Raw genomic sequence first — 22,711 nt, 5'->3', positions numbered from 1 at the left:
ATCGAGGAGAAGAACTCTCATGGTCGATGTGGCGACGCTGGTCGAACAGGCCCGCGCCGGACGCCCGAGGGCCGTGGCCCGGCTGATCTCCCTGGTGGAGAACGCCGCCCCCCAGCTCCGCGAGGCCATGGCGGCCCTCGCCCCGTACACCGGCAACGCCTACACCGTCGGTCTGACCGGATCACCCGGTGTCGGCAAGTCCACCTCGACGTCCGCGCTGGTCTCCGCCTACCGCCGGCTCGGCAAGCGGGTCGGCGTGCTGGCGGTCGACCCGTCCTCGCCGTTCTCCGGCGGCGCCCTGCTCGGCGACCGGGTCCGGATGCAGGACCACGCCACCGACCCCGAGGTGTTCATCCGCTCGATGGCCACCCGCGGCCACCTCGGCGGGCTCTCCTGGTCCGCCCCGCAGGCCCTGCGGGTGCTGGACGGGGCCGGCTGCGACGTGATCCTGGTGGAGACCGTCGGTGTCGGCCAGTCCGAGGTCGAGGTCGCCGCCCAGGCCGACACCACCGTCGTCCTGCTCGCCCCCGGCATGGGGGACGGCATCCAGGCCGCCAAGGCCGGCATCCTCGAGATCGGCGACCTGTTCGTCGTCAACAAGGCAGACCGGGACGGCGCCGACGCCACCGCCCGCGAGCTCAACCACATGCTCGGCCTCGGCGAGGCCCGCGGGCCGGGGGACTGGCGGCCGCCGATCGTCAAGACCGTCGCCGCACGCAACGAGGGCGTCGACGAGGTCGTCGACGCCCTGGAGAAGCACCGGGCCTGGCTGGCCGAGACGGGGGAACTCGCCGCCCGGCGGACCCGGCGGGCCGCCCAGGAGATCGAGGCGATCGCGCTGGCCGCCCTGCGGTCCCGGATCGGCGACCTGCACGGCGACCGCCACCTCGTCGGCCTCGCCGAACGGGTCAGCGCCGGCGGCCTCGACCCCTACACCGCCGCCGACCACCTCGTCGCCGGCCTGACCAACCGGTAGGGCACACCCGCACTGGGGCGCCGGGGCACCTCCCGGCGCCCCTTCGGCTTGATCAGGCGCGGCCGCGGAGGGCGCGGAGGTGTTCGGCGACCGGGGCGAGGGCCTCGTAGAGGGCGTCGATCTGCTCCGGGGTGAAGCGGTCGACGAAGTGGGCGCGGACGCTGCGGACGTGGTCCGGCGCGACCTTCTGCAGGGTCTCCCAGCCGAGGTCGGTGAGGTGGGCGTAGAGGCCGCGGCGGTCGCCCGGACACTCCTGCCGCAGGACCATCCCGGCGCTCTCCATCCGGGTGATCTGGTGGGAGAGCCGGCTCTTCGACTGCAGCGTGGCGGTCGCGAGGTCGGTCATCCGCATCCGGCGCTCGGGCGCCTCGGAGAGGACCACGAGGATCTCGTAGTCGTTGATGGCGAGGTTGTGCGGCTGGAGTTCGCGGCCGAGCTGGTACTCGAGCAGCTTGCTCACCTCCAGGTGGGCGCGCCAGAACTGCTGCTCGCGGGTGCTCAGCCACGGCGTCTCCTCCGCGGTGGCCGAGGAGGAGACGGCGGGGGCGTCGGTGACGTGCGTGTCCATGACCCCAGCATAGCCGTGCTTGTTAAATGTTGTACAAGTTTACGAATCCAGCCGCGCCGCGCTCACCGGGTCAGAGGCCGAACCTCCGGCCGAGGTCGCCGAGGTTGCCCAGGCCCGGGATGTTGACGTTGGGCAGCTGCTGCCCGCCGCCGTGCGCGCCCGCGCCGGGCTGGTGCGGCACCCCGCTGCCGGGCACGCCGGCCTCGGCGTGCACCACGCCGACCGAGCGCTCGGCCATCAGGGTCTCGGTGGACTGCAGCAGGACCTGCCCGGCCCCGATGAACTCGAACTGGTGCTCCTCGCCGGAGGCCCCGCCGAGCCCGGTCAGGTGGCGGAGCCCGCCGATCAGACCGTGCATGTACCCGTGATCGTAATGGTGGCAGGGAGCGGGGCAGTCCGCCCAGCCGACCAGCGCCTGCGGGTCCACCCGAATGGGCGGCTCGACGAAGTGGACGGGGCCGTTGGAGGCGGCCACGAACTTGCCGGTGCCGATCAGGGTGAGGAAGCCCGGGATGATCGACTGCTTGAGCTTCAGCGAGGGCTCGAAGGCCAGCAGGTTGCCGGAGCGGACGGTGAGGTTGCCGTTCTCCAGGTCGTAGGAGTTGAGGTCGAAGGCCCGGTCGGCGAGCAGCAGCTTGCCGCGGCCCTCGGCGACGACCCAGTCGGACGCGTGCAGCGGGGAGTTGAAGTTCCGCTCCAGCATCTGGTCGATGACGCCGCGTCCGATGCCCGAGAAGCGCATGTCGCCGTAGTAGGCGATCATCTTGCCCTTCTGCAGGTAGTAGGCGCCGTTCAGGTCGACCGAGAAGGCGTACGGGTTGACGTTGTCGTTGACCGGCAGGCTGTTCACGTCGTGCACGACCGGGCCCTCGCCGCCGTTCTGCGGCAGCGGGGCGCCGAAGTTGCCCTGCGGCGGGGCCGGGTAGGGCTGGCCCTGCGGCGGGTACGGCTGGCCGGCCTGGGTCGGCTGGTAGGCCTGCTGGTAGCCGGGCTGCTGCGGCGGGTACGGCTGGCCGGGCGGCGGGTAGCCGGGCTGCTGGTAGGGCTGGCCGGGCTGGGGCTGGCCGTACGGCTGGCCGTAGGGCTGCTGCGGCGGGTAGGACATCAGAGCTTCTCCTCGCTCGCCTGCACGTACACCACTCCGTGGCCGGACAGCTCCAGCTGGAACGCCTCGCCGGAGCCGCGGCCGACCATGTCGCGCCAGCCCAGGGCGGTGGACAGCTTGTTGGTCACCTGGCCGCGGTGGGCCACGTACGCCTGCGGGTCGACGTGCACCGGCTGGCCGGGGCCGATCGGCAGCTCGAACACGCCGCCGTGCGCCATCACCGCGACCGAGCCCTGGCCGTCGAGCTTGGTGGTGAACAGGCCCTGCCCGGTCACCTGGCCGCGGACCATGCCCATCACGCCGCCCTGCTGGCCCATGAACATCGTCGACTGCTGGAGCGTCCCGTCGAAGGCGAGCAGCCGGTCGGCCTCCACGTAGAGGGTGTCGCCGGTGAGCTCGATCACGTGGATGTTGTGGCCGCCGTGGCCGAACATCACGCTGCCCTGGCCCTCGACGGTCATCAGCGGGGTGTCCTCGTTGGCCACCCGGCGGCCGATCATCGACATGACACCGCCCTGGCCGCCCATCACATTGGGTGTGAAGGAGACCTCGCCGGTGTAGGCGAGCATCGAGCCGCGCTGGCTGAAGACCCGCTGGCCGGGCATGATCTTCGCCTCGACCATCTTGTTGTTGATCTTGGTGAACGGCATCAGACGTCGCCCCCGAAGGTCATCTTCTCGGACGGCTGCACGTACACCAGGCCCTCGCCGGCGAACTCGACCTGCATGGCCTCGCCGCCGCCCTCGCCGATGATCGTCGTCCAGCCGGCCCCCGACTTCAGGCTGCGGTTGAGGTTGCCGGTGTGCGCCACGTACGCGCCCGGGTCGACCCGCAGCGGCATGCCCTGCGAGACCCGCAGGATTATCGCCGGGCCCTTGGACGTGAGCGCCGCCCAGCCGTGGCCCTCGACCTTGGTGGTGAACAGGCCGTTGCCGGAGGCCATGCCGTTCAGACCGGTGAAGCTCGTGCCGGTGTGCAGCGTGGCCTCGGTGCAGAGCAGGTTCTCCGATTCGACGTACAGCGTCTCGCCGTTCAGTCGCACCAGGTTGACCTCGGTGGCCCGGTCGGCGAAGTAGCAGGTGCCCTGCCCCTTCACCTCCATGACCTCCATCTGCTCACCCGTCAGCCGACGGGTGACCATGCCGCGCAGGCCGTCACCGCCGCCGGACATCTTCTTGAAATTCATCTGCCCTGTGTAGGCGACCATGGTGCCGTTGCGGGCCTTGACCGAGTCGCCCGCCATGTCGACGGCGAGCACCTTGGAACCCTGAAGTCGAAACTGTGCCACCGGGCGAATGTAGCGGCAGCGGCCCGCCACCCGGGAGAGGGCGCGGGCCACTGGTACCGAGCTGCGACAAATCACACGGGGTCAGACGGCCGGGGCGGGCCGGCCCGGCGCGGTGCCCGCGGCGACCTCCACCTCCAGCAGCGAGGCCGAGTGGCGCTCCGCCTCGAAGGCGACCACACCGCCGCGCAGGCCGAACAGCCGCTTCGACAGCATGATCCACAGCACCGCGAGGATGTTCAGCACCAGCGTGCCGATCTTCAGCGCACTGACGTGCTCGGTGAGTTCGTACACCTCCAGCGGCAGGAAGGCCGCGGTCGCCACCACCGTCAGGTACTCCGCCCAGCGGGCGCCCACCCACAGGCCGGCCGCCTCCACGATCTCGATCAGCGCGTACAGCACCAGTGCGGCGGCGACCACCAGCAGCGTGCCGTGCTTGTACTCGAACGTCTTGCGGATGGTGTCGACGATCGGCGAGTGCTCCAGGTCCCAGTGGAAGTGCTCGGTCACCGGACGGAACACCGAGAGGTTCTCGTCGAAGATCCGGCGCACCGCGTCCTGGCTGTTGGAGAACTTCCACACGCCCCAGGCGACGACCAGGATCAGCAGGCCGCGCAGCGCCCGCTCGACGGCGAGGAAGCGCAGGATGAACAGGTCGCGCAGCGCCTTGCCGCGCGGCACCAGCGGGGCCTCGTCGGCCGGTCCGGAGCCGTGCGGCGCGCCGAGCGCGAAGTCCCCGCAGCGCAGGCAGCGCCATGCCTCGCCGAGCGCGGTGGGCGCGTGCAGCCGGCCGCGCAGGTCGGCCTCGTCGGGCGCGTAGGTGATGTGCCCGCGCCGCGAGCAGGTCCGTCGGTTCCAGTCGATGCGGAACATCTCCACCCCCGTGGTCGGTCGGCCCGGTCGTCGGGCCGTGCCGCAGCAGGATAGGGCCGACGGCTGTGGCATCGGCCACCCCGGCCGGGGTGCGGGTGTTCGGTCGGTGATAATGAACGAGGCTTGTGATCGCGTTCACGAGCTCACTCGCCGACCCCTCCCGAGGTGACCCGTGAAGACCAGCCCCGCCGTCCACCGCCTGCGACTCGTGTCCGGCCCGGAGGGCCTGTCCTTCCTGCTGCTGCTCGTCTGCTCGGTGCTCAAGCGGACCACCGACTTCAACGCGGTGCCGGTGATGGGCGCGATCCACGGCGGGCTGTTCGTGCTGTACGTGGTCTTCCTCGCCCTGGCCTGGCAGCAGCAGCGCTGGGACGCCAAGCGCGGCATCGTGCTGTTCGTGCTGTCGGTGCTGCCGACCGGCGGCTTCTTCGCCGAGCGGATGCTCGCCAAGGAGGAGCGCGGCGAGGTGCCGGCGGCCGTCGCCGCGGCCTGACCGCCCCGAACGCACCCGACGGCCGGGCCCCCGCGAGGGGAGCCCGGCCGTCGCCGTGTGCGGGAGCGGTCAGTTGACGTTGACCGCGCTCCAGGCCGCGCCGACCGCCTTGTACTCGGTGGAGGTGGAGCCGTAGAGGTCCTTGGCCGCGTTGAGCGTCGCGGTGCGCGCGGCCTTGTAGTTGGTGGTGGAGGTCATGTAGACGGTCAGCGCGCGGTACCAGATCTGCGCCGCCTTGGCCCGGCCGATGCCGGTGATCTTCGCGCCGTTGGAGGTCGGGCTGTTGTAGCTGACCCCGTTGATGGTCTTCGCGCCGCTGCCCTCGGACAGTAGGTAGAAGAAGTGGTTGGCGACACCCGAGGAGTAGTGGACGTCCTTGTTGCCGACCGTGGACGACCAGTAGTCCGCCGAGGCGCCGTCCTTGGAGGGCTTGTCCATGTAGCGCAGCGGGGTGCCGTTGCCGTTCAGGTTGAGCCGCTCGCCGATCAGGTAGTCCGGGGTGTCCACGGGCAGGTTGGCGTAGAACTCGACCATGGTGCCGAAGATGTCGCTGGTGGCCTCGTTCAGGCCGCCGGACTCGCCCGAGTAGTTGAGGCCCGCCGTGGCGGAGGTCACGCCGTGCGTCATCTCGTGGCCGGCCACGTCGATCGCGGTCAGCGGGTGGGTGTTGCCCGACCCGTCGCCGTACGTCATGCAGAAGCAGCTGTCGCTCCAGAACGCGTTGACGTAGTTGGTGCCGTAGTGGACCTTGCTGTAGGCGCCGACGCCGTTGTTCTTGATGCCGAGGCGGTTGAAGGTCGACTTGTAGAAGTCCCAGGTGGCGGCCGCGCCGTACTGCGCGTCCACCGCGGCGGACTGCCCGTTGGAGGCGCTGCCGTTGCCCCACGCGTTGTCGGCGTCCGTGTACAGCGTCCCGTTCTTGTCGACGGTGTACTGGCCGCCGCGGGTGTTGTCCTTCAGCTGGTACGTCGAGCCGGTGTAGTTGGTGGTCAGCGTGACCGAGCCGACGAAGACGCCCTTGCCGCTGCCCGTCGCGTTGGAGGTGCGGATCTGCTCGTCGGAGGAGAGCACCGCGCCGGTCGCGGCGTCGGTGACGACCACCCGGCTGCTCGGGGTGCCGTCGGCGCGCATGCCCTCGACGGTCGTCCGGTAGGCGAGCCGCGGGCTGCCGGAGGCGGCCCACACCACCAGGTCGGCGGCGCCGGCCGCGCCGACCGAGGTCAGCGCCGGCTCGTCCGCGTCCGCCGACTTCCCGACGGTGGCGGCGACCGCGCCGTGCGCGGTGGCGGCGGCCTGGGCGGCGGAGAGCTTCGGGGTGAGCGAGGCGGGGGCGACGGAGCCCTGGACGGCGCGGTCGACGGACTTCACCGAGCCCTTGGCGTCCTGGTGGACGACCAGGTCGCCGCCGATCACCGGCAGGCCGCCGAAGGTGCGGTCGAAACGCAGGTGGCGGTTGCCGTCGGCGTCCACCACCGCGTCCTTGGCGACGAGCTGCTCCTGGCCGGTGAGGCCGAGGGCGCGGGCCGCGGCGGGGGCGTCGGCGCCGGCCTGCGCGATGAGCGCGGCCCGCTGCTGCGCGGCCGCGGGGGCGGGGGCGGCCTGGGCGCCCGCGGCGACCTGGATCGCGCCGGCGAGCAGGGCAGAGGTGGAGAGGACGGCGCCGAGGGCGAGCTTTCGCTTCACGTACGGGTTCCTTCCGGATCAACCGCGTGTGCGCGGTCGCGCATCGCTCCGGGGCACCGGGTCCGGCGCCGACTGGGGCGGAACGAGCGCTGACGTGCTGCTCCGTGCGGTCATGCGGCACCGGACCGGTTGGGGTGGCCGATCGGGCGCCGCACGGGGCTGGAAGGAAGCATGACAAGACTGGTCGTCAAATGACAGGTGCACGACAAGAGTTGGCGCATTTCTGTCACGGATCTCCCGGCCCGGACATGGGGCAGCAGCCGGGCCTCCCCTCCGGAGGGCCCGGCTGCTGCGTCCTCAACCGCGGTGCGTCAGTTGACGTTCACCGCGGCCCAGGCAGCGGCAACCTGGGCGTACTCGGTGGAGGCGGCGCCGTACAGGTCGGTGGCGGCGTTCAGGGTCGCGGTGCGCGCGCCCTTGTAGTTGGTGGTGGAGGTCATGTAGACGCTCAGCGCCCGGTACCAGACCTGCAGCGCCTTGTCGCGGCCGATGCCGGTGACGGTGGAGCCGTTGGAGGTCGGGCTGTTGTAGCTGACGCCGTTGATGGTCTTCGCGCCGCTGCCCTCGGCCAGCAGGTAGAAGAAGTGGTTGCCGACGCCGGAGGAGTAGTGGACGTCGAGGCTGCCCACGCCCGAGGACCAGGAGTCGGCCGAGCCGCCGTCCTTGGAGGGCTTGTCCATGTAGCGCAGCGGGGAGCCGTCGCCGTTGATGTTGATCAGCTCGCCGATCAGGTAGTCGCCCTTGTCGGCGGCGAGGTTGGCGTAGAACTCCACGCCGGTGCCGAAGATGTCGCTGGTGGCCTCGTTGAGGCCGCCGGACTCGCCGGAGTAGTTCAGGCCCGCCGTGTTGGCGGTCACGCCGTGGCTCATCTCGTGGCCGGCCACGTCCAGCTCGGTCAGCGGGTGGGTGTTGCTCGCGCCGTCGCCGTACGTCATGCAGAAGCAGGAGTCGTCCCAGAACGCGTTGACGTAGTTCCTGCCGTAGTGCACCCGGCTGTAGGCGCCGACACCGTTGTTCTTGATGCCGTTGCGGCCGAAGGTGTTCTTGTAGAAGTCCCAGGTGACGGCGGCGCCGTACTGGGCGTCCACGGCGGCGGACTGGCTGCTGGAGACCAGGCCGGTGCCCCAGACGTTGTCGGCGTCGGTCAGCAGGGTGCCGGCGCCGCTGGTCTTGTTGTTCAGCGTGGTCGTGTACTGGCCGCCGCGGGTGGCGTCCTTCAGCTGGTAGGTCGAGCCGGTGTAGTTGGTGGTCAGCGAGACCGAGCCGACGAACACGCCCTTGCCGGTGCCGGTCGCGTTGGTGGTCTGCACCTGCTCGTGGCTGGACAGGACCTCGCCGCTCGCGGCGTCGGTGACCAGCAGCTGGCGGCTCGGGGTGCCGTCGGCGCGCAGGCCCTCGACCGTGGTCTGGTAGGCCAGTCGGGGCTTGCCGGAGGCGGCCCAGACGACGAGCTTGCCGTTCGCGGGCGCCGCGACCGAGGTGAGGGCGGCCTCGTCGGCGTCCTTCGCGACACCGACGGTGGCGGCCACCGCGCCGTGCGCCTTGGCGGCGGCCTGGGCGGCGGAGAGCTTCGGGGTGAGCGAGGCGGGGGCGACGGAGCCCTGGACGGCGCGGTCGACGGACTTCACCGAGCCCTTGGCGTCCTGGTGGACGACCAGGTCGCCGCCGAGGACGGGCAGGCCGGCGAAGGTGCGCTCGTAGCGCACGTGCCGGGTGCCGTCGGCGTCGACGACCGCGTCCTTGACGACGAGCTGCTCCTGGCCGGAGAGGCCGAGGGCGCGGGCCGCGGCGGGGGCCTCGGTGCCGGCCTGCGCGATCAGCGCGGCGCGCTGCTGGCCGGGTGCGGCCTGGGCGACCGGAGCCGGCGAGGCCTGCGCGATACCGGCGCTGACCTGGATGGCACTGGCGAGGACCGCCGACGCAGAGAGAACGGCTCCGACTGTCAGCTTTCGCTTCACGTACGGGTTCCTTCCGGATCAACCGCGTGTGCGCGGTTGCGCCTCGCTCCGGGGCACCGGGGTTAGTGCCTGCTGGGGCGGAACGGGCGCGGACGTGCAGCTCCGTGCGGTCTGACGACGCCCGTCGGAAGGGTGGGGGCCCGACGGGGGCGAACGAAGCTGGCCAGAAGCATGACAATGCAGTTCGTGAAATGACAGGTCTGTGAAGGGAGTTGGCCACCACTCGCCATACGGACGCGAGCCCGCAAAGCGCCTGAAGCGCCCAATTCGCCCGTCCGATCGGTCGTTTCCATGCGGACGAAACCCGTATGATCGCGTTCCGGCGCCAACTACCGCGCTGTTTCTGAACGTTGCGGGCGCATTTCGGCCGTCCGAAGGCCTGGTACGGACCAGGGAGCGCTTGGCGTGATCCCGCCAGAACCGACCCTTGTCCACCATCGTGGACACCTGGTACCCGCTCCCCGACACGCCGGTACGGTGGGGGTGTGCCCAAGCCCCTCGCCCTCGACTTCGACCCGATCGCCCGCGCCGACGAACTGTGGACCCGCCGTTGGGGCGCCGTCCCGTCCATGGCGGCGATCACCTCGGTGATGCGCGCCCACCAGATCCTGCTGTCCCGGGTGGACGCCGTGGTGAAGCCCTACGGCCTCACGTTCGCCCGGTACGAGGCCCTGGTGCTGCTCACCTTCAGCCGGACCGGCCAGCTGCCGCTCTCCAAGATCGGCGAGCGGCTCATGGTGCACCCCACGAGCGTCACCAACACCGTCGACCGCCTGGAGCGGGACGGCCTGGTCGCCCGCCGGCCCAACCCCGCCGACGGCCGCGGCGTCCTCGCGGCGATCACCGACCGCGGCCGCGAGGTGGTCGAGCAGGCCACCCGCGAACTCATGGCCGTCGACTTCGGCCTGGAGGGCTACGACGCCGACCACTGCCAGCAGGTGTTCGACCTGCTCCGCCCGCTGCGGGTGGCGGCCGGCGACTTCGCCCCGCCCGGCGAGGGCGGCGGGGCCTGACGCGGCCGGTGCGTCCGGCGGGGGTGCGGCCGGAGCGGCCGTCGCCTGCGGTTACCCTCGTCGGTATGAAGCAGAGCGTGCTGACCCGATACCGGGCGCTGGCGTACATCACCGGCGTCCTGCTGATCCTGCTGACCGCCGGCGTGATCGCCAAGTACGTGCTGGACATCTCGGGCGCGAGCGGCTTCACCAGCGCCGTCGGCATCGCGCACGGCTGGCTGTACGTGGTCTACCTGGTGCTCGCCTTCGACCTGGGCACCAAGGCGAAGTGGCCGATGGGCAGGCTCGCCTGGGTGCTGCTGGCCGGCACGATCCCGACCGCCGTCTTCTTCGTGGAGCGCAAGGTCTCCCGCGACGTCGCCCCGCTGATCGAGGCCCCGGAGCCGGTCTCCGCGTGAGCCCCGCCCGCCTCTGCGACCCGAAGCCCCTCCCCGCCCCGGGGAGGGGCTTCGGCGTTCCCGGTCCGGCGGGTCGACTTCCCGGACGGCGTGCCGTCGACAGATAGTAGGACGTCCGAGTAAATTAGTAGGACGTCCTAGCAATCGCCGCCCGCCCGACCGCGGCGGCCGCACGGAGTGGAGCTCGTAGTCGATGGACGCCGAGGAGATCGAGGCCGGCCGCCTGCGCTGGCAGCAGCGGTACGACAAGGCCCGCAAGCGCGACGCCGACTTCACCACCCTGTCCGGTGACGAGGTCGAGCCCGTCTACGGCCCGCCCGCCGGTCAGCCCGTCGAGGGCTTCGAACGGATCGGCTGGCCCGGCGAGTACCCCTACACCCGCGGCCTGCACGCCACCGGCTACCGCGGCCGCACCTGGACCATCCGCCAGTTCGCCGGCTTCGGCAACGCCCAGCAGACCAACGAGCGCTACCGGATGATCCTGGAGGCCGGCGGCGGCGGCCTCTCCGTCGCCTTCGACATGCCGACCCTCATGGGCTACGACTCCGACGACGCCAAGTCGCTCGGCGAGGTGGGCCACTGCGGCGTCGCCATCGACTCCGCCGCGGACATGGACGTCCTCTTCGACAGCATCCCGCTCGGCGACGTCACCACCTCGATGACGATCAGCGGCCCGGCCGTCCCGATCTTCTGCATGTACCTCGTCGCCGCCGAGCGCCAGGGCGTCGACCCCGCCGTGCTCAACGGCACCCTGCAGACGGACATCTTCAAGGAGTACATCGCGCAGAAGGAGTGGCTCTTCGCCCCCGAGCCGCACCTGCGCCTGATCGGCGACCTGATGGAGTACTGCGCGCAGGGCATCCCCGCCTACAAGCCGCTCTCCGTCTCCGGCTACCACATCCGCGAGGCCGGGGCCACGGCCGCCCAGGAGCTGGCCTACACCCTCGCCGACGGCTTCGCCTACGTCGAGCTCGGCCTCTCCCGCGGCCTGGACGTGGACGTCTTCGCCCCCGGCCTGTCCTTCTTCTTCGACGCCCACCTCGACTTCTTCGAGGAGATCGCCAAGTTCCGCGCCGCCCGCCGCATCTGGGCCCGCTGGATGCGCGACCGCTTCGGCGCCAAGACCGACAAGGCCCAGTGGCTGCGCTTCCACACCCAGACCGCCGGCGTCTCGCTCACCGCCCAGCAGCCCTACAACAACGTGGTGCGCACCGCCGTCGAGGCGCTCTCCGCCGTCCTCGGCGGCACCAACTCGCTGCACACCAACGCCCTCGACGAGACCCTCGCGCTGCCCTCCGCGCAGGCGGCGGAGATCGCCCTGCGGACCCAGCAGGTGCTGATGGAGGAGACCGGCGTCGCCAACGTCGCCGACCCGCTCGGCGGCTCCTGGTACGTGGAGGCGCTCACCGACCGGATCGAGGCCCAGGCCGAGGCGATCTTCCAGCGGATCCTCGACAAGGGCAACGAGGCCCACGAGATCGGCCCGATGACCTCCGGCATCCTGCGGGGCATCGAGGAGGGCTGGTTCACCGGCGAGATCGCCGAGGCCGCCTTCCAGTACCAGCGGTCCCTGGAGAAGGACGAGAAGCGGGTCGTCGGCGTCAACTGCCACCCGAAGTCCGTCACCCCCGAACTGGAGATCCTGCGGGTCAGCCACGAGGTGGAGCGGGAGCAGGTGCGGGTGCTCGCGGCGCGTAAGGCGGCGCGGGACGAGGCCGGCGTCAAGGCCGGCCTGGAGGCCATGCTGGCCGCCGCCCGCTCCGGCGAGAACATGATCCCGCCGATGCTGCAGGCCGTCCGCGCCGAGGCGACCCTCGGCGAGATCTGCAACGCCCTGCGCGACGAGTGGGGCATCTACCGCGAGACCGCGGCCTTCTAGGGGCGAACGCAGAGGGTAACCACCAGGGGCGCGGGGTACTGCGCGGAGCGGGAGAGCACGGTGTGCCTTCCGACTCGCGCAGTACCCCGCGCCCCTGCTCGTGGTGCGCCTGAGCGGGGCCCTGTGTCAGCCGTCGAGGCCGACGAGTGCGCTGAGCATGAGCGTGGTGAAGCGGTCGAGCCAGCGCGGGGTGATGGGCTCGCCGGCGACCAGGAGGCGGTGTTCGACGGCGCCCGCGATCATGTCGAAGACGAGGTCGATCTCCTCGCAGGCCGAGGCCTCGTCCTGGTCCGAGCGGAGCTCCCCGCGGGCCTGGGCGTTGGCCCGCCCGGTCCGCACCAGGTGCTTCTGCGGGTCGACGATCCGCTCCCGGATGCGCCGCCGCAGCAGCGGGTCCCGGCTGCCCTCGGCGAAGAGCGCCATCAGGGCGGCCTGCGACTCGGGCCGGGCGAGCAGGTCGGCGAACTGGGCGACGGTCGCGGCGATGTCCGCCCGCAGGCTGCCCAGGTCGGCCATCTCCAGTTCGTCGAAGAGGCTGGCGACGGCGTCCACGACGAGTTCGTTCTTGGACGGCCAGCGCCGGTAGAGGGTGGTCTTGGCGACGCCTGCGCGGGTGGCGACGTCGCCCATGGTGAGGCCGCCCCAGCCGAGTTCGGCGAGGGCTTCGCGGGTCGCATCGAGGATCGCCCGGTCGGCGGCAGCGCTGCGGGGACGGCCCTTGCCGCGGGGGAGGGCGGTTCCGTCCGGAGCAGCCGGCTGCTGGGTGGTGGGGGCCACCGAGCCTCCTAGCTGATGTACTGGTGGGTAACTTGGTCGTTCGGGCAACGGTAGCGACCGAAGGTCCCGGTCAGCACCTACCGACCCGCCGAAAGTGGGGCAGGTCACGTCCCGGAGCGCCGAGGGGGTCTTGCGGGACGGGCCCGGGATGCAGATACGCTACGACTCGTAGCGAAAGAGCGGCAACCACGCGCCGTGCCCATGGGATCGGGCCGGAGCGGGGCGCGAATGGGGATTCGCGCCGGCAGCGGGCTACACCGGGAGGCAGCCCCCGTCGCACGGGCGGGTGGCGCAGGCGCGACGGCTCGGCGATGTTTCCGGCCGGTTGGCGCCCGTCACCCGTGCGGACGGGGGAGGATGGAGCCATGCAGTCACGGAATTCGCGTCTCAACAGCGCCGCCCTGCGCGGAGCGGTCGACCTCGCCGCGGTCAAGGCGGCCGGCGAGGCGGCCCAGAAGGCCGAGCAGGCCCGGGCCGAGCGGGCCCGCCAGGCCGCGGCCGGCGGCGACACCGCACCCGCGCCCTACCAGTTGGTCCTCGACGTCACCGAGGACACCTTCGAGACCGAGGTCGTGCAGCGCTCGACCGAGGTCCCCGTGGTGGTCGACTTCTGGGCCGAGTGGTGCGGCCCGTGCAAGCAGCTCAGTCCGATCCTGGAGCGCCTGGCCGAGGAGTACGCCGGCCGGATCGTGCTCGCCAAGATCGATGTCGACGCCAACCAGCTGATCGCCCAGCAGTTCGGCATCCAGGGCATCCCGGCCGTGATGGCGGTGGTGGCGGGCCAGCTCGTCCCGCTGTTCCAGGGCGCCGAGAACGAGGCCAACGTCCGCAAGATCCTGGACCAGCTGATCGCCGTCGCCGAGCAGCGCTTCGGCATCACCGGCCTGGCCGAGGGCACGGCCGGCGGCGAGGGCGCGGCTCAGGCCCCGCGGGTGCCGTCCGACCCGGCGCTGGAGGCCGCGCACGACGCGCTGGACCGAGGCGACCTGGGCGGCGCCGTCCAGGCGTACCGGAACGTGCTGGTCGACCAGCCGGGCAACACCGAGGCCAGGCTGGGCCTGGCTCAGGCCCAGCTGCTGCAGCGGGTCGAGGGCATGGACGCCCAGCAGGTGCGGGCGGCGGCCGCCGGCGCGCCGAAGGACGTCGAGGCGCAGCTGCGCGCGGCCGACCTGGACCTGGTGGGCGGGCATGTCGAGGACGCCTTCGGGCGGCTGGTCGACACCGTCGGCCGGACGGCCGGCGAGGACCGGGACACCGCCCGGTTGCGGCTGCTGGAGCTCTTCGAGGTGATCGGCCCGGACGATCCGCGGGTCGTCGCGGCGCGCGGCGCGCTGGCCCGGGTGCTGTTCTGACGGCGGTGCGCCGGGCCCCGTGCGGCGGCTCGGCGCAGGGTCGGTGGCACGGCGTGTGACCTGCGGTGTCGCTGGGGATTTGGCGACATTCCAGGAGATTTCGTAGAGCTTAATCAAATCTTGACAACACGGTTCGGCCGGTCACGTTTGGTGACCGGCCGAGGTGTTTCAGCGGCGTTTCCTGCGGATTGCGGAAGCGCCCTCCGGGGCGAATGTCACGGAGAGTGACTGAACCTTCGATTCCATGATCAACGGCATCTCTTGTTGGATTACCCGTCAGTAATCGACCCCTTGTGCTCAGCCCGGGATTCCAGCACGATCGGCCACGCCCGGTCCCGTCAAGGGAATCCCCATCGGGTAACCGCCGACCCCGGTCGGCGGTTGGAGGGCAGGGGGGTAGCCGCAGATCCCACACGCGGTTCCTGTCCTTTCTGCGACCGCGCAGCCGTGCGGTCGCCGGTTGTCGCTCGGGGGTGATCGCCATGCCCGTCGGCCCACGACGCGCTGGCGCTCTCCGCTACCGAGGACGTAGCTCTCTCCCATCCCAGGCCGAGGCCGGTGCGGGACGCACCGGACACGGCCGGAGATGTACGTCCTAGAAGGAGGACACACGCATGTCCCAGACTTTCGGCAAGACCAGCTGGAAGCGCTTCGGCATCGCCATGGTGCCGGGCATCGCCGCCACCGCGGCGATCGGCGTGGCTCTTGCCAACAACGCGCTCGCCGCCTCGTTCAACGTCTCCGGCCAGAAGTTCAAGGTCAGCGCCGAAGACCTGCAGGGTGACAACTTCGCCCAGTTCGGCTCCTTCGACGTCGAGACCAACGGCACGCCGCACGCGGTGGCCATCTCGGCCTTCGACTCCGCCACCATCAAGGGCATGTGCCAGTCCGTGGTCAGCGAGCCCTCGCTGCTCGGCCTGAAGCTGCCGAAGGTGACGCTGCGCCTCGAGGCCGGCAAGAGCGACGACGTCAACAAGCAGGTCAGCGCGAAGAACCTGCTGATCGACCTCGACCAGCTGAGCGCCGACGCCGAGTTCACCGACATCAACATCGGCCAGGACGCCTCCACCCTCAAGGGCACGGCCACCGCCAACTGGAAGAGCGCGCTCGGCACCGGCAAGCCGTCCGGCGCGCTGGGCTTCGCGCAGGCCGCGCCCCACGCGCACCTGACCAACGTGAAGCAGACCGCGTGGGCCACCTCGGCCGGCACCTTCAAGCTGAACGGCCTGGACCTGAAGCTGTACGTCGGTGACGACGGCAACGGCAAGGAGTGCTACTGATCCTCGTCTGACGGTGCGCCGCACGGCGCGCCGTCCCGACGGATCTCCCGCGGCCGGGGTGGGGCAGCAGCCCCCTCCCGGCCGCCGCTCAGGAGTTCTCTCCACCTCGCAGCGAACCATCGAGGAGTTGCATCGTGTCCAGCGCAACTGCCCAGGCGTGGCCCGAGCACGACGGCGGCATCAACCTGCGGCTGCGGTTCCGCAACTGGCGCCGCACGCGGCCCTTCTGGGGCGGCCTGCTGGCCATGATCGCCGGCCTGCCCATCCTGTACTTCCCGTACGCCAAGCTCAACCTCAGCGGCATGACCGTGTCGATGGCCACCACCGCGGGCGCCGGCTCGCTGATCATCGGTGTCCTGATGATCTGCCTCGGCCTGACCGCGTGGTTCCAGCCGCTGGTGCGGATCTTCTGCGGCGTGGCGACCACGCTGCTCGCGCTCATCTCGATCCCGGTCTCCAACCTGGGCGGCTTCGGCTTCGGCCTGATCCTCGGCCTGATGGCCGGCGGCCTGCTGATGGCCTGGGCGCCGCTCAAGCCGGTCGCCGCGGCGGACCTGTCCGCCGATGAGGGCACCGTCGAGGCGGCCACGGCCGAGTACGCAGCCGAGGCCCCGGCGGAGACCACCCAGCCGCTGCTGCCGGCCCAGCAGACCCCTGCGGAGGCGGCCGACAGCGCCGCGCCCGCCGCAGATCCGCAGGAGCCGCGGTGACCGACCGGGACGAGTCCACCGCCGCGTCCGTGCCCGGGCCGCGCCACGCCGCTCCGCGGACGAGCGTCCGCAGGCGGATCCGCGGCCGGGTCATGGCGATCGCCGCCGTGCCGACCGCCATGCTGGTCGGCGCCGCCTACACGCCGACCACGCTCGCCGTGGCCGACACCCAGTCGGACAAGCCGTGCGCCAGCGCGCCGGACACCGTGCTCGAGGAGACGCCCGTCCCCAAGAGCGAGATCAAGGTCCTGCCCGCGCCGACCGCGAGCGTCAAGGCGCCGGCCACCAAGAAGCCCGCCCCGGCGGCCTCGCCGTCGGCGGTGAAGCTGCCCGTCCCGACCGCCACGGCCACCGCGGCCAAGCCCAACGTCGTCGCCGCGCAGCCCCAGGCCGCGCAGCCCGCTCCGAGCGCCTCGGCCACGCCGACCGCCGGCGCGGCCGGCTCGCACGACCTGATCGGCGACATCCTGGACGGGATCTTCCACCCGGGCGGGTCCACGCCGACGCCCACGCCGACCCCGAGCGCGACCGGCAAGCCGGCGACCACCCCGGCCCCGACCGCGCACCCGACGGTGACCACGAGCGCCACCGTCGTGCCGCGGGCCACCGCCTCGCCGAGCGCGCCGACCACGGCCGGCAGCTCCGCGGCCGCCCCGGCGAGCCCGTCCGCCACCCCCTCGCCCTCGGCCACCGGCCCGAACTGCCTGGTCGACACCAGCAAGGAGAAGGCCAAGGCGGCGCCGAAGGGCGACGTGGTGCCCGAGCAGAACTGGACGCTGCACTCCAGCAAGCTCGCCCTGCACGGCTCGGTCTTCAACGGCGTGTACGACGTGAAGACGCCGACCGGCAGCAAGCGCGTCCTGAAGTTCACCACCGCCTCGGTGGACATCGGCGATCTCGACATGTCGACGATCGAGGTGAAGGGCAAGACCTTCCACGTGCAGGCCGCGCCCGGCACCACCTCCACCATGCGCAACGGCCCGATCACCATGTACGTGGAGAGCCTCTCCGGCCATCTCTCGGCGATCTACGGCCTGCCCATCCCGATCGACCTGGGCGAGATCACCCTCACCCCGGACACCCTGCCCAAGTGGCTCTGGGACCTGATCGGCAGCGTGCCCATCCCGCTGGACATCACCCTGGACAAGGCCAAGGCCGTCCAGGCCGGCCAGTTCGGCGGCACCCTGAAGATCCCGGGCATGCACCTGTTCAACGACGACCAGCCGTACGACGGCTGAGCCGCCGCACCGCACCGCACCCGCACGGCCCGGCCGGATCCCTCCGGCCGGGCCGTCGGCGTTCCCCCGGCCGCGCCGACCGAGCCTCCGCCGTCACCTGCCACGACCCCGGCCGCCAGGAACGCCCGCGGGACGGCCCCCTCCTCGTCGGAGAGGGCCGCCCCGCGGGCGGTGTGCGCCGGGTGTCAGTGGCCGTCGCGGCTGCCCAGGTGGTGGACCTGGACCATGTTGGTGTTGCCGGGGACGCCGGGGGGCGAACCGGCGGTGACGATCACGGTGTCGCCCCCGGCGAGGCGGTTCAGGCGCAGCAGCTCGCGGTCGACCTGCTGCACCATCTCGTCGGTGGTCTCGACCTGCTCGGTCACGTACGCCTCGACGCCCCAGCTGAGCGAGAGCTGGTTGCGGGTGGCGGCGTCCGGGGTGAACGCGATCACCGGGATCGGCGAGCGGTAGCGGGACAGGCGGCGGGCGGTGTCACCGGACTTGGTGAACGCGACCAGGGCCTTGCCGTTCAGGAAGTCGCCGAGCTCGCACGCGGCACGGGCGATCGAGCCGCCCTGGGTGCGCGGCTTGCGGCCCGGGTTCAGCGGCTGGAGGCCCTGCGAGAGCAGCTCCTCCTCGGCCTTCTCGGCGATCCGGCTCATGGTCCTGACCGTCTCGACCGGGTACTTGCCGACGCTGGACTCCGCGGAGAGCATGACCGCGTCCGTGCCGTCCAGGATCGCGTTGGCGACGTCGGACACCTCGGCGCGGGTCGGCCGCGAGGCGTGGATCATCGACTCCATCATCTGGGTGGCGACGATCACCGGCTTGGCGTTGCGGCGGGCCAGGGTGATCAGCTGCTTCTGCACCAGCGGCACCCGCTCCAGCGGGTACTCGACGGCCAGGTCGCCGCGGGCCACCATGATCGCGTCGAAGGCGAGGACGATCTCCTCCATGGCCTCGACGGCCTGCGGCTTCTCGATCTTCGCGATGACCGGGACGCGGATGCCGATCTCGTCCATCACCTTGTGGACGTCGTCGATGTCGGCCGCGTTGCGCACGAAGGACAGCGCGACCATGTCGACGCCCAGCTGGAGGGCGAACCGCAGGTCTTCCTTGTCCTTCTCGGAGAGGGCGGGCACGTTGACGGCCGCGCCGGGCAGGTTGATGCCCTTGTTGTTCGAGAGCACGCCGCCCTCGACCACCACGGTCTTCACCCGCGGGCCGTCGACGCTGACGACCTCCAGGGCGATGACGCCGTCGTTGATCAGGATCGGGTCGCCGGGCTTCACGTCGCCGGGCAGGCCCTTGTAGGTGGTGCCGCAGATGTGCTGGTCCCCGGGCACATCCTCGGTGGTGATCGTGAAGGTGTCGCCGTTGTCGACGGTCACCGGTCCGTTGGCGAAGGTGGCCAGCCGGATCTTCGGGCCCTGCAGGTCGGCCAGCACACCGATGGTGCGGCCGGTGTCCTCGGACACCTGGCGGACCTTGCGGTACCGCTCCTCGTGCTCCGCGTGGGAGCCGTGGCTCATGTTGAGTCGGGCGACGTTCATGCCCGCTTCGACGATGGCCTTCAGCTGTTCGTAGGAGTCCGTCGCCGGACCCAGGGTGCAGACAATTTTCGCTCGGCGCATATCCGTCAGTCTATCCGTTCGAGTTATCGGTGCATGGCGCCCGAATCCGGAGAAATCGTCAACGAACCATCCCGAAGGGTGGGACGCTGACGGGATGTCATCTCAAATGTCGTCGTGCACCAGCGCGAAGGCCTGGCGGGCGATCTCCAGCTCCTCGTCGGTGGGCACCACCGCCACCGTCACCCGCGCGTGCTCCGGCGAGATCACCCGCGCCGCACCCGAGCGGACCGCGTTCAGCGCCGGGTCCACCTCGATGCCCAGCGCCGACAGCCCCGCGCAGGCCGCCGCCCGGACGGGCGCCGCGTTCTCGCCCACCCCGGCGGTGAACACCACCGCGTCCACCCGCCCCAGCACCGCGTAGTACGCCCCGATGTACTTGCGCAGCCGGTGCACGTACACGTCGAAGGCCAGCTGCGCGTCCTCGTCGCCCTCATCGGCCCGGCGCAGCACCTCGCGCATGTCGTTGTCCCCGCACAGCCCGATCAGACCGCTGCGACGGTTCAGCAGGTCGTCGATCTCATCGATCGTCAGGCCGCCCACCCGGTGCAGGTGGAAGACCAGGCCCGGGTCCGCGTCGCCCGAGCGGGTGCCCATGACCAGGCCCTCCAGCGGGGTCAGGCCCATCGACGTCTCCACGCAGACCCCGCCGGTCACCGCCGAGGCCGAGGCCCCGTTGCCGAGGTGCAGCACGATCACGTTCAGCTCCACCGGGTCGCGGCCGAGCAGTCGGGCCGCCGCCCGGGAGACGTACTGGTGCGAGGTGCCGTGGAAGCCGTACCGCCGCACCCGGTGCTGCTCGGCCGTCTTCCGGTCGATCGCGTACCGGGCGGCGGCCTCCGGCACCGTGGTGTGGAAGGCGGTGTCGAAGACGGCGACCTGCGGCAGGTCCGGCCGGAGCGCGCGGGCCACCTCGATGCCCATGATGTTCGCCGGGTTGTGCAGCGGCGCCACCGGGATCAGCCGGCGGATCTCCGCCACCACCTCGTCGTCGATCAGCGTCGGCGCCGCGAACCGCTGACCGCCGTGCACCACCCGGTGGCCGATCGCGGCCAGGTCGGGGGAGTCCAGCCCCAGGCCGTCCGCGGCGAGCTCCTCGGCGATCGCGGCGAGCGCTTCGGCGTGGTCGGCGAACACCCGCAGCCGCTCGCGCCGCTCCCCGGCGGGCGGCGTGTGCACCAGCCGCCCGTTCGCCTCGCCGATCCGCTCCACCAGCCCGGCGGCCGGACGGGAGCCGTCCAGCATGTCGATGAGCTGGTACTTCACGGAAGAGGACCCCGCGTTCAGGACGAGGACCAGCGTTCCTTCGGTCACTGCTCGGCTCCTTCGACGGGACGCTGCGACTGGATGGCGGTGATCGCGACCGTGTTGACGATGTCCTCGACGAGCGCGCCGCGGGACAGGTCGTTCACCGGCTTGCGCAGGCCCTGCAGCACCGGGCCGACCGCCACCGCGCCGGCCGAGCGCTGCACCGCCTTGTAGGTGTTGTTGCCGGTGTTGAGATCCGGGAAGACCAGCACGGTGGCCCGGCCGGCCACCGCCGAGCCCGGCAGCTTGGTCGCCGCGACGTGCGGGTCCACCGCCGCGTCGTACTGGATCGGGCCCTCGACCAGGAGGTCCGGCCGCTCCCGACGGAGGATCGCGGTCGCCTCCCGCACCTTGTCCACGTCCGCGCCCGAACCCGAGGTGCCCGTCGAGTACGACAGCATCGCGACCCGCGGCTCCACCCCGAACTGCGCGGCGGTCTCCGCGGACTGCACGGCGATGTCGGCCAGCTGCCGGGCGTCCGGATCCGGGTTCACCGCGCAGTCGCCGTACACCAGGACCCGGTCGGCCAGGCACATGAAGAACACCGAGGAGACGATCGCCGCACCAGGCGCCGTCTTGATCACCTCGAAGGCCGGCCGGATGGTCGCCGCGGTCGAGTGCACCGCGCCGGACACCATTCCGTCGGCAATGCCCTCCTGCACCATCAGGGTGCCGAAGTACGACACGTCGGTGACCACGTCCAGGGCGCGCTCCAGCGTCATGCCCTTGTGCGCCCGCGCCTTCGCGTACAGCTCGGCGAAGCCCTCGCGCAGCGGGCTGGTCGCCGGGTCGACGATCCGCAGCCGGGCCCGGTCCGCGGCCTCCTCCGGGTGCGGCAGCTCCAGGCCCAGCGAGGCCGCCCGCCGCTGCACCGCGTCCGGCTCGCCCAGCAGGGTCAGGTCGCAGATGTTGCGGCGCAGCAGCACCTCGGCGGCGCGCAGCACCCGCTCCTCGGTGCCCTCCGGCAGCACGATGTGCCGGCGCTCGGCGCGGGCCCGCTCCAGCAGCGCGTGCTCGAACATCATCGGGGTCACCCGCTCGGACCGGGACAGCTCGATCCGCTTGGTCAACTCCACGGTGTCCACGTGGAGTTCGAACAGGCCGAGGGCGGTCTCCGCCTTGCGGTGGCTGTCCGGGCCGATCCGGCCCTCCAGATGGGTGAGCGCGGCCGCGGTCAGCCAGCTGCCCTCCGGCACCATCGCGACCGGCGTCCCGGGCGCCAGCCGGGCCGCCAGCGCCAGCACGTTCGCCCCCGGGTGCTGCCCCAGGGTGAGCAGCACCCCGGCGATCGGCGGCGCCCCCGCCGCGTGCGCGGCCAGTGCACCGATCAGCAGGTCCGCCCGGTCGCCCGGGGTCACCACCAGGGCGCCCTCGGTCAGCGCGGTGAGGAAGGTCGGCAGCATCGCGCCGCCGAAGACGAAGGAGCGCACGTCCCGGGCCAGACCGGCGGCGTCGCCCAGCAGCACCTCGGCGCCGGTCGCCTCGACCAGCTGCGCCACGGTCGGCGCCGACAGCGAGGGCTCCTCGGGGATCACGTACACCGGCACCGGCAGCTTCTCGCCGAGCGTCCGCAGGATCCGCTGCTTCGCCGCGGGCGCGACCCGGTTGGCGATCATCGCCAGGGCCGAGCAGCCGAGGTCGGTGTAGGCCCGGTGGGCGTTGCGGACCTCCGCCACCACCGCCTGCGGGTCCTCGTCCTGGCCGCCGACCACCGGCAGCACCCAGGCGCCGAACTCGTTGGCGAGCCGGGCGTTGAAGGCCAGCTCGTCCGGGATGTTGGTGCCCGCGAAGTCGGTGCCCAGCACCAGCACCGCCTGGCAGCGCCGCTCCACCGCCCGGAACCGGTCGACCAGCACCGACACCAGCTCGTCCTGGCCGTGCGCGGCCTGCAGGGCGGCCGCCTCCTCGTAGCCGAGGCCGTACAGGTCGTCCGCCGGGAGCTCGACCCGGTAGCGGGAGCGCAGCAGCTCGACGACGTGGTCGGAGCCCTTCTCGCCGTCCTCCGCGTGCACCAGCGGCCGGAAGACGCCGACCGTGTCCACCTGGCGGGCCAGCAGTTCCATGACCCCGAGTTCGACGGCCTGCCGGCCGTCCCCCCGGTCGATGCCGGTCACGTACACGCTGCGCGCCACGCGGCTCACTCCGTCCTGCCGTCCGGGAAGCGGTCACTGTCGACCTTACCCGGGCACAAGTGGTCCCACG

General features: G+C 71.6%; 20 protein-coding genes. 9 read left to right on the top strand and 11 right to left on the bottom strand.

Annotated elements, in window-relative coordinates:
• The first annotated feature begins 19 nt into the window (after positions 1-19).
• Positions 20-976, top strand: coding sequence for a methylmalonyl Co-A mutase-associated GTPase MeaB (gene meaB, locus AB0P35_RS07025; RefSeq protein ID WP_363507543.1), 957 nt, complete (start codon positions 20-22; stop codon positions 974-976).
• 52 nt (positions 977-1,028) lie between these two features.
• On the opposite strand, the gene AB0P35_RS07020 is transcribed toward meaB, so the two are convergent.
• From AB0P35_RS07020 to AB0P35_RS07000, 5 genes are all read right to left on the bottom strand, one after another.
• Complete coding sequence (locus AB0P35_RS07020; RefSeq protein ID WP_363507540.1) at positions 1,029-1,544, bottom strand: MarR family transcriptional regulator; 516 nt, start codon at positions 1,542-1,544, stop codon at positions 1,029-1,031.
• 70 nt (positions 1,545-1,614) lie between these two features.
• Complete coding sequence (locus tag AB0P35_RS07015; protein ID WP_095875441.1) at positions 1,615-2,433, bottom strand: AIM24 family protein; 819 nt, start codon at positions 2,431-2,433, stop codon at positions 1,615-1,617.
• Between the two features lie 215 nt (positions 2,434-2,648).
• Positions 2,649-3,299, bottom strand: coding sequence for an AIM24 family protein (locus tag AB0P35_RS07010; RefSeq protein WP_095873118.1), 651 nt, complete (start codon positions 3,297-3,299; stop codon positions 2,649-2,651).
• Positions 3,299-3,937: an AIM24 family protein gene (locus AB0P35_RS07005; RefSeq protein ID WP_363507537.1), complete on the bottom strand. Its 639-nt coding sequence runs from the start codon at positions 3,935-3,937 to the stop codon at positions 3,299-3,301. The genes AB0P35_RS07010 and AB0P35_RS07005 overlap by 1 nt, the downstream gene beginning before the upstream one ends.
• A gap of 81 nt (positions 3,938-4,018) precedes the next feature.
• Positions 4,019-4,807, bottom strand: a complete 789-nt coding sequence (locus AB0P35_RS07000) for a DUF2127 domain-containing protein (protein WP_363507534.1) — start codon at positions 4,805-4,807, stop codon at positions 4,019-4,021.
• A 172-nt stretch (positions 4,808-4,979) separates the two neighbouring features.
• Between AB0P35_RS07000 and AB0P35_RS06995 the strand changes: the two genes are divergently transcribed.
• Positions 4,980-5,300, top strand: a complete 321-nt coding sequence (locus tag AB0P35_RS06995) for a DUF3817 domain-containing protein (protein WP_095873117.1) — start codon at positions 4,980-4,982, stop codon at positions 5,298-5,300.
• Positions 5,301-5,369: 69 nt separating this feature from the next.
• Here the strand turns inward: AB0P35_RS06995 and AB0P35_RS06990 are convergent, their stop codons facing one another.
• Complete coding sequence (locus AB0P35_RS06990; RefSeq protein WP_363507531.1) at positions 5,370-6,983, bottom strand: M4 family metallopeptidase; 1,614 nt, start codon at positions 6,981-6,983, stop codon at positions 5,370-5,372.
• A gap of 311 nt (positions 6,984-7,294) precedes the next feature.
• A complete protein-coding gene (locus AB0P35_RS06985) occupies positions 7,295-8,941 on the bottom strand; it encodes a M4 family metallopeptidase (RefSeq protein ID WP_363507528.1) in 1,647 nt (548 codons plus the stop codon).
• Between the two features lie 485 nt (positions 8,942-9,426).
• On the opposite strand from AB0P35_RS06985, the gene AB0P35_RS06980 reads away from it, so the two are divergent.
• The 3 genes from AB0P35_RS06980 (at position 9,427) to AB0P35_RS06970 (ending at position 12,231) form a co-directional block, all read left to right on the top strand.
• Positions 9,427-9,954, top strand: a complete 528-nt coding sequence (locus AB0P35_RS06980) for a MarR family transcriptional regulator (RefSeq protein ID WP_363507525.1) — start codon at positions 9,427-9,429, stop codon at positions 9,952-9,954.
• Between the two features lie 65 nt (positions 9,955-10,019).
• Positions 10,020-10,352 carry a DUF3817 domain-containing protein gene (locus AB0P35_RS06975; RefSeq protein ID WP_363507522.1) on the top strand — a complete coding sequence of 111 codons (333 nt, stop codon included), beginning with the start codon at positions 10,020-10,022 and terminating at the stop codon, positions 10,350-10,352.
• 193 nt (positions 10,353-10,545) lie between these two features.
• Positions 10,546-12,231: a methylmalonyl-CoA mutase family protein gene (locus AB0P35_RS06970; RefSeq protein ID WP_363507519.1), complete on the top strand. Its 1,686-nt coding sequence runs from the start codon at positions 10,546-10,548 to the stop codon at positions 12,229-12,231.
• A gap of 126 nt (positions 12,232-12,357) precedes the next feature.
• On the opposite strand, the gene AB0P35_RS06965 is transcribed toward AB0P35_RS06970, so the two are convergent.
• Entirely contained in the window at positions 12,358-13,008 is a 651-nt protein-coding gene (locus AB0P35_RS06965; protein ID WP_095873111.1) for a TetR/AcrR family transcriptional regulator, read from the bottom strand.
• Positions 13,009-13,373: 365 nt separating this feature from the next.
• On the opposite strand from AB0P35_RS06965, the gene trxA reads away from it, so the two are divergent.
• The 4 genes from trxA (at position 13,374) to AB0P35_RS06945 (ending at position 17,588) form a co-directional block, all read left to right on the top strand.
• On the top strand, positions 13,374-14,360 hold the full coding sequence (trxA, locus tag AB0P35_RS06960; protein ID WP_363507516.1) for a thioredoxin: 987 nt from the start codon (positions 13,374-13,376) through the stop codon (positions 14,358-14,360).
• A 614-nt stretch (positions 14,361-14,974) separates the two neighbouring features.
• Positions 14,975-15,640, top strand: coding sequence for a DUF6230 family protein (locus AB0P35_RS06955; protein WP_095873109.1), 666 nt, complete (start codon positions 14,975-14,977; stop codon positions 15,638-15,640).
• Between the two features lie 134 nt (positions 15,641-15,774).
• Positions 15,775-16,350 (top strand): DUF6114 domain-containing protein, encoded by a 576-nt coding sequence (locus tag AB0P35_RS06950; protein WP_363507513.1) that lies wholly within the window; start codon positions 15,775-15,777, stop codon positions 16,348-16,350.
• A complete protein-coding gene (locus tag AB0P35_RS06945; RefSeq protein ID WP_363507510.1) occupies positions 16,347-17,588 on the top strand; it encodes a hypothetical protein in 1,242 nt (413 codons plus the stop codon). Before AB0P35_RS06950 ends, AB0P35_RS06945 begins: the two co-directional genes overlap by 4 nt.
• A gap of 185 nt (positions 17,589-17,773) precedes the next feature.
• On the opposite strand, the gene pyk is transcribed toward AB0P35_RS06945, so the two are convergent.
• The 3 genes from pyk to pta all read right to left on the bottom strand — a co-directional run bounded on the left by pyk (position 17,774) and on the right by pta (position 22,641).
• The gene (gene pyk / locus AB0P35_RS06940) at positions 17,774-19,204 is read right to left on the bottom strand and encodes a pyruvate kinase (protein ID WP_363507507.1); all 1,431 of its coding nucleotides are present in this window, start codon (positions 19,202-19,204) and stop codon (positions 17,774-17,776) included.
• 102 nt (positions 19,205-19,306) lie between these two features.
• The gene (locus AB0P35_RS06935; RefSeq protein ID WP_363507504.1) at positions 19,307-20,515 is read right to left on the bottom strand and encodes an acetate kinase; all 1,209 of its coding nucleotides are present in this window, start codon (positions 20,513-20,515) and stop codon (positions 19,307-19,309) included.
• Positions 20,512-22,641 carry a phosphate acetyltransferase gene (pta, locus tag AB0P35_RS06930; RefSeq protein ID WP_363507502.1) on the bottom strand — a complete coding sequence of 710 codons (2,130 nt, stop codon included), beginning with the start codon at positions 22,639-22,641 and terminating at the stop codon, positions 20,512-20,514. The genes AB0P35_RS06935 and pta overlap by 4 nt, the downstream gene beginning before the upstream one ends.
• Positions 22,642-22,711 lie beyond the last annotated feature (70 nt).

It is taken from the genome of Kitasatospora sp. NPDC085879, assembly GCF_040686255.1.
Lineage (GTDB): Bacteria > Actinomycetota > Actinomycetes > Streptomycetales > Streptomycetaceae > Kitasatospora.
The sequence above is the reverse complement of the archived record's forward strand: the minus strand, read 5'-3'. Positions and strand labels throughout refer to the sequence as shown.

Excerpts from the sequence above, each read along its gene's own strand:
- AB0P35_RS06970 (WP_363507519.1), top strand. The coding sequence starts at position 10,546 with ATGGACGCCGAGGAGATCGAGGCCGGCCGCCTGCGCTGGCAGCAGCGG.
- AB0P35_RS06955 (WP_095873109.1), top strand. The coding sequence starts at position 14,975 with ATGTCCCAGACTTTCGGCAAGACCAGCTGGAAGCGCTTCGGCATCGCC.
- AB0P35_RS07000 (WP_363507534.1), bottom strand. The coding sequence starts at position 4,807 with ATGTTCCGCATCGACTGGAACCGACGGACCTGCTCGCGGCGCGGGCAC.
- trxA (WP_363507516.1), top strand. The coding sequence starts at position 13,374 with ATGCAGTCACGGAATTCGCGTCTCAACAGCGCCGCCCTGCGCGGAGCG.
- meaB (WP_363507543.1), top strand. The coding sequence starts at position 20 with ATGGTCGATGTGGCGACGCTGGTCGAACAGGCCCGCGCCGGACGCCCG.
- pyk (WP_363507507.1), bottom strand. The coding sequence starts at position 19,204 with ATGCGCCGAGCGAAAATTGTCTGCACCCTGGGTCCGGCGACGGACTCC.
- AB0P35_RS07010 (WP_095873118.1), bottom strand. The coding sequence starts at position 3,299 with ATGCCGTTCACCAAGATCAACAACAAGATGGTCGAGGCGAAGATCATG.
- AB0P35_RS06975 (WP_363507522.1), top strand. The coding sequence starts at position 10,020 with ATGAAGCAGAGCGTGCTGACCCGATACCGGGCGCTGGCGTACATCACC.
- AB0P35_RS07020 (WP_363507540.1), bottom strand. The coding sequence starts at position 1,544 with ATGGACACGCACGTCACCGACGCCCCCGCCGTCTCCTCCTCGGCCACC.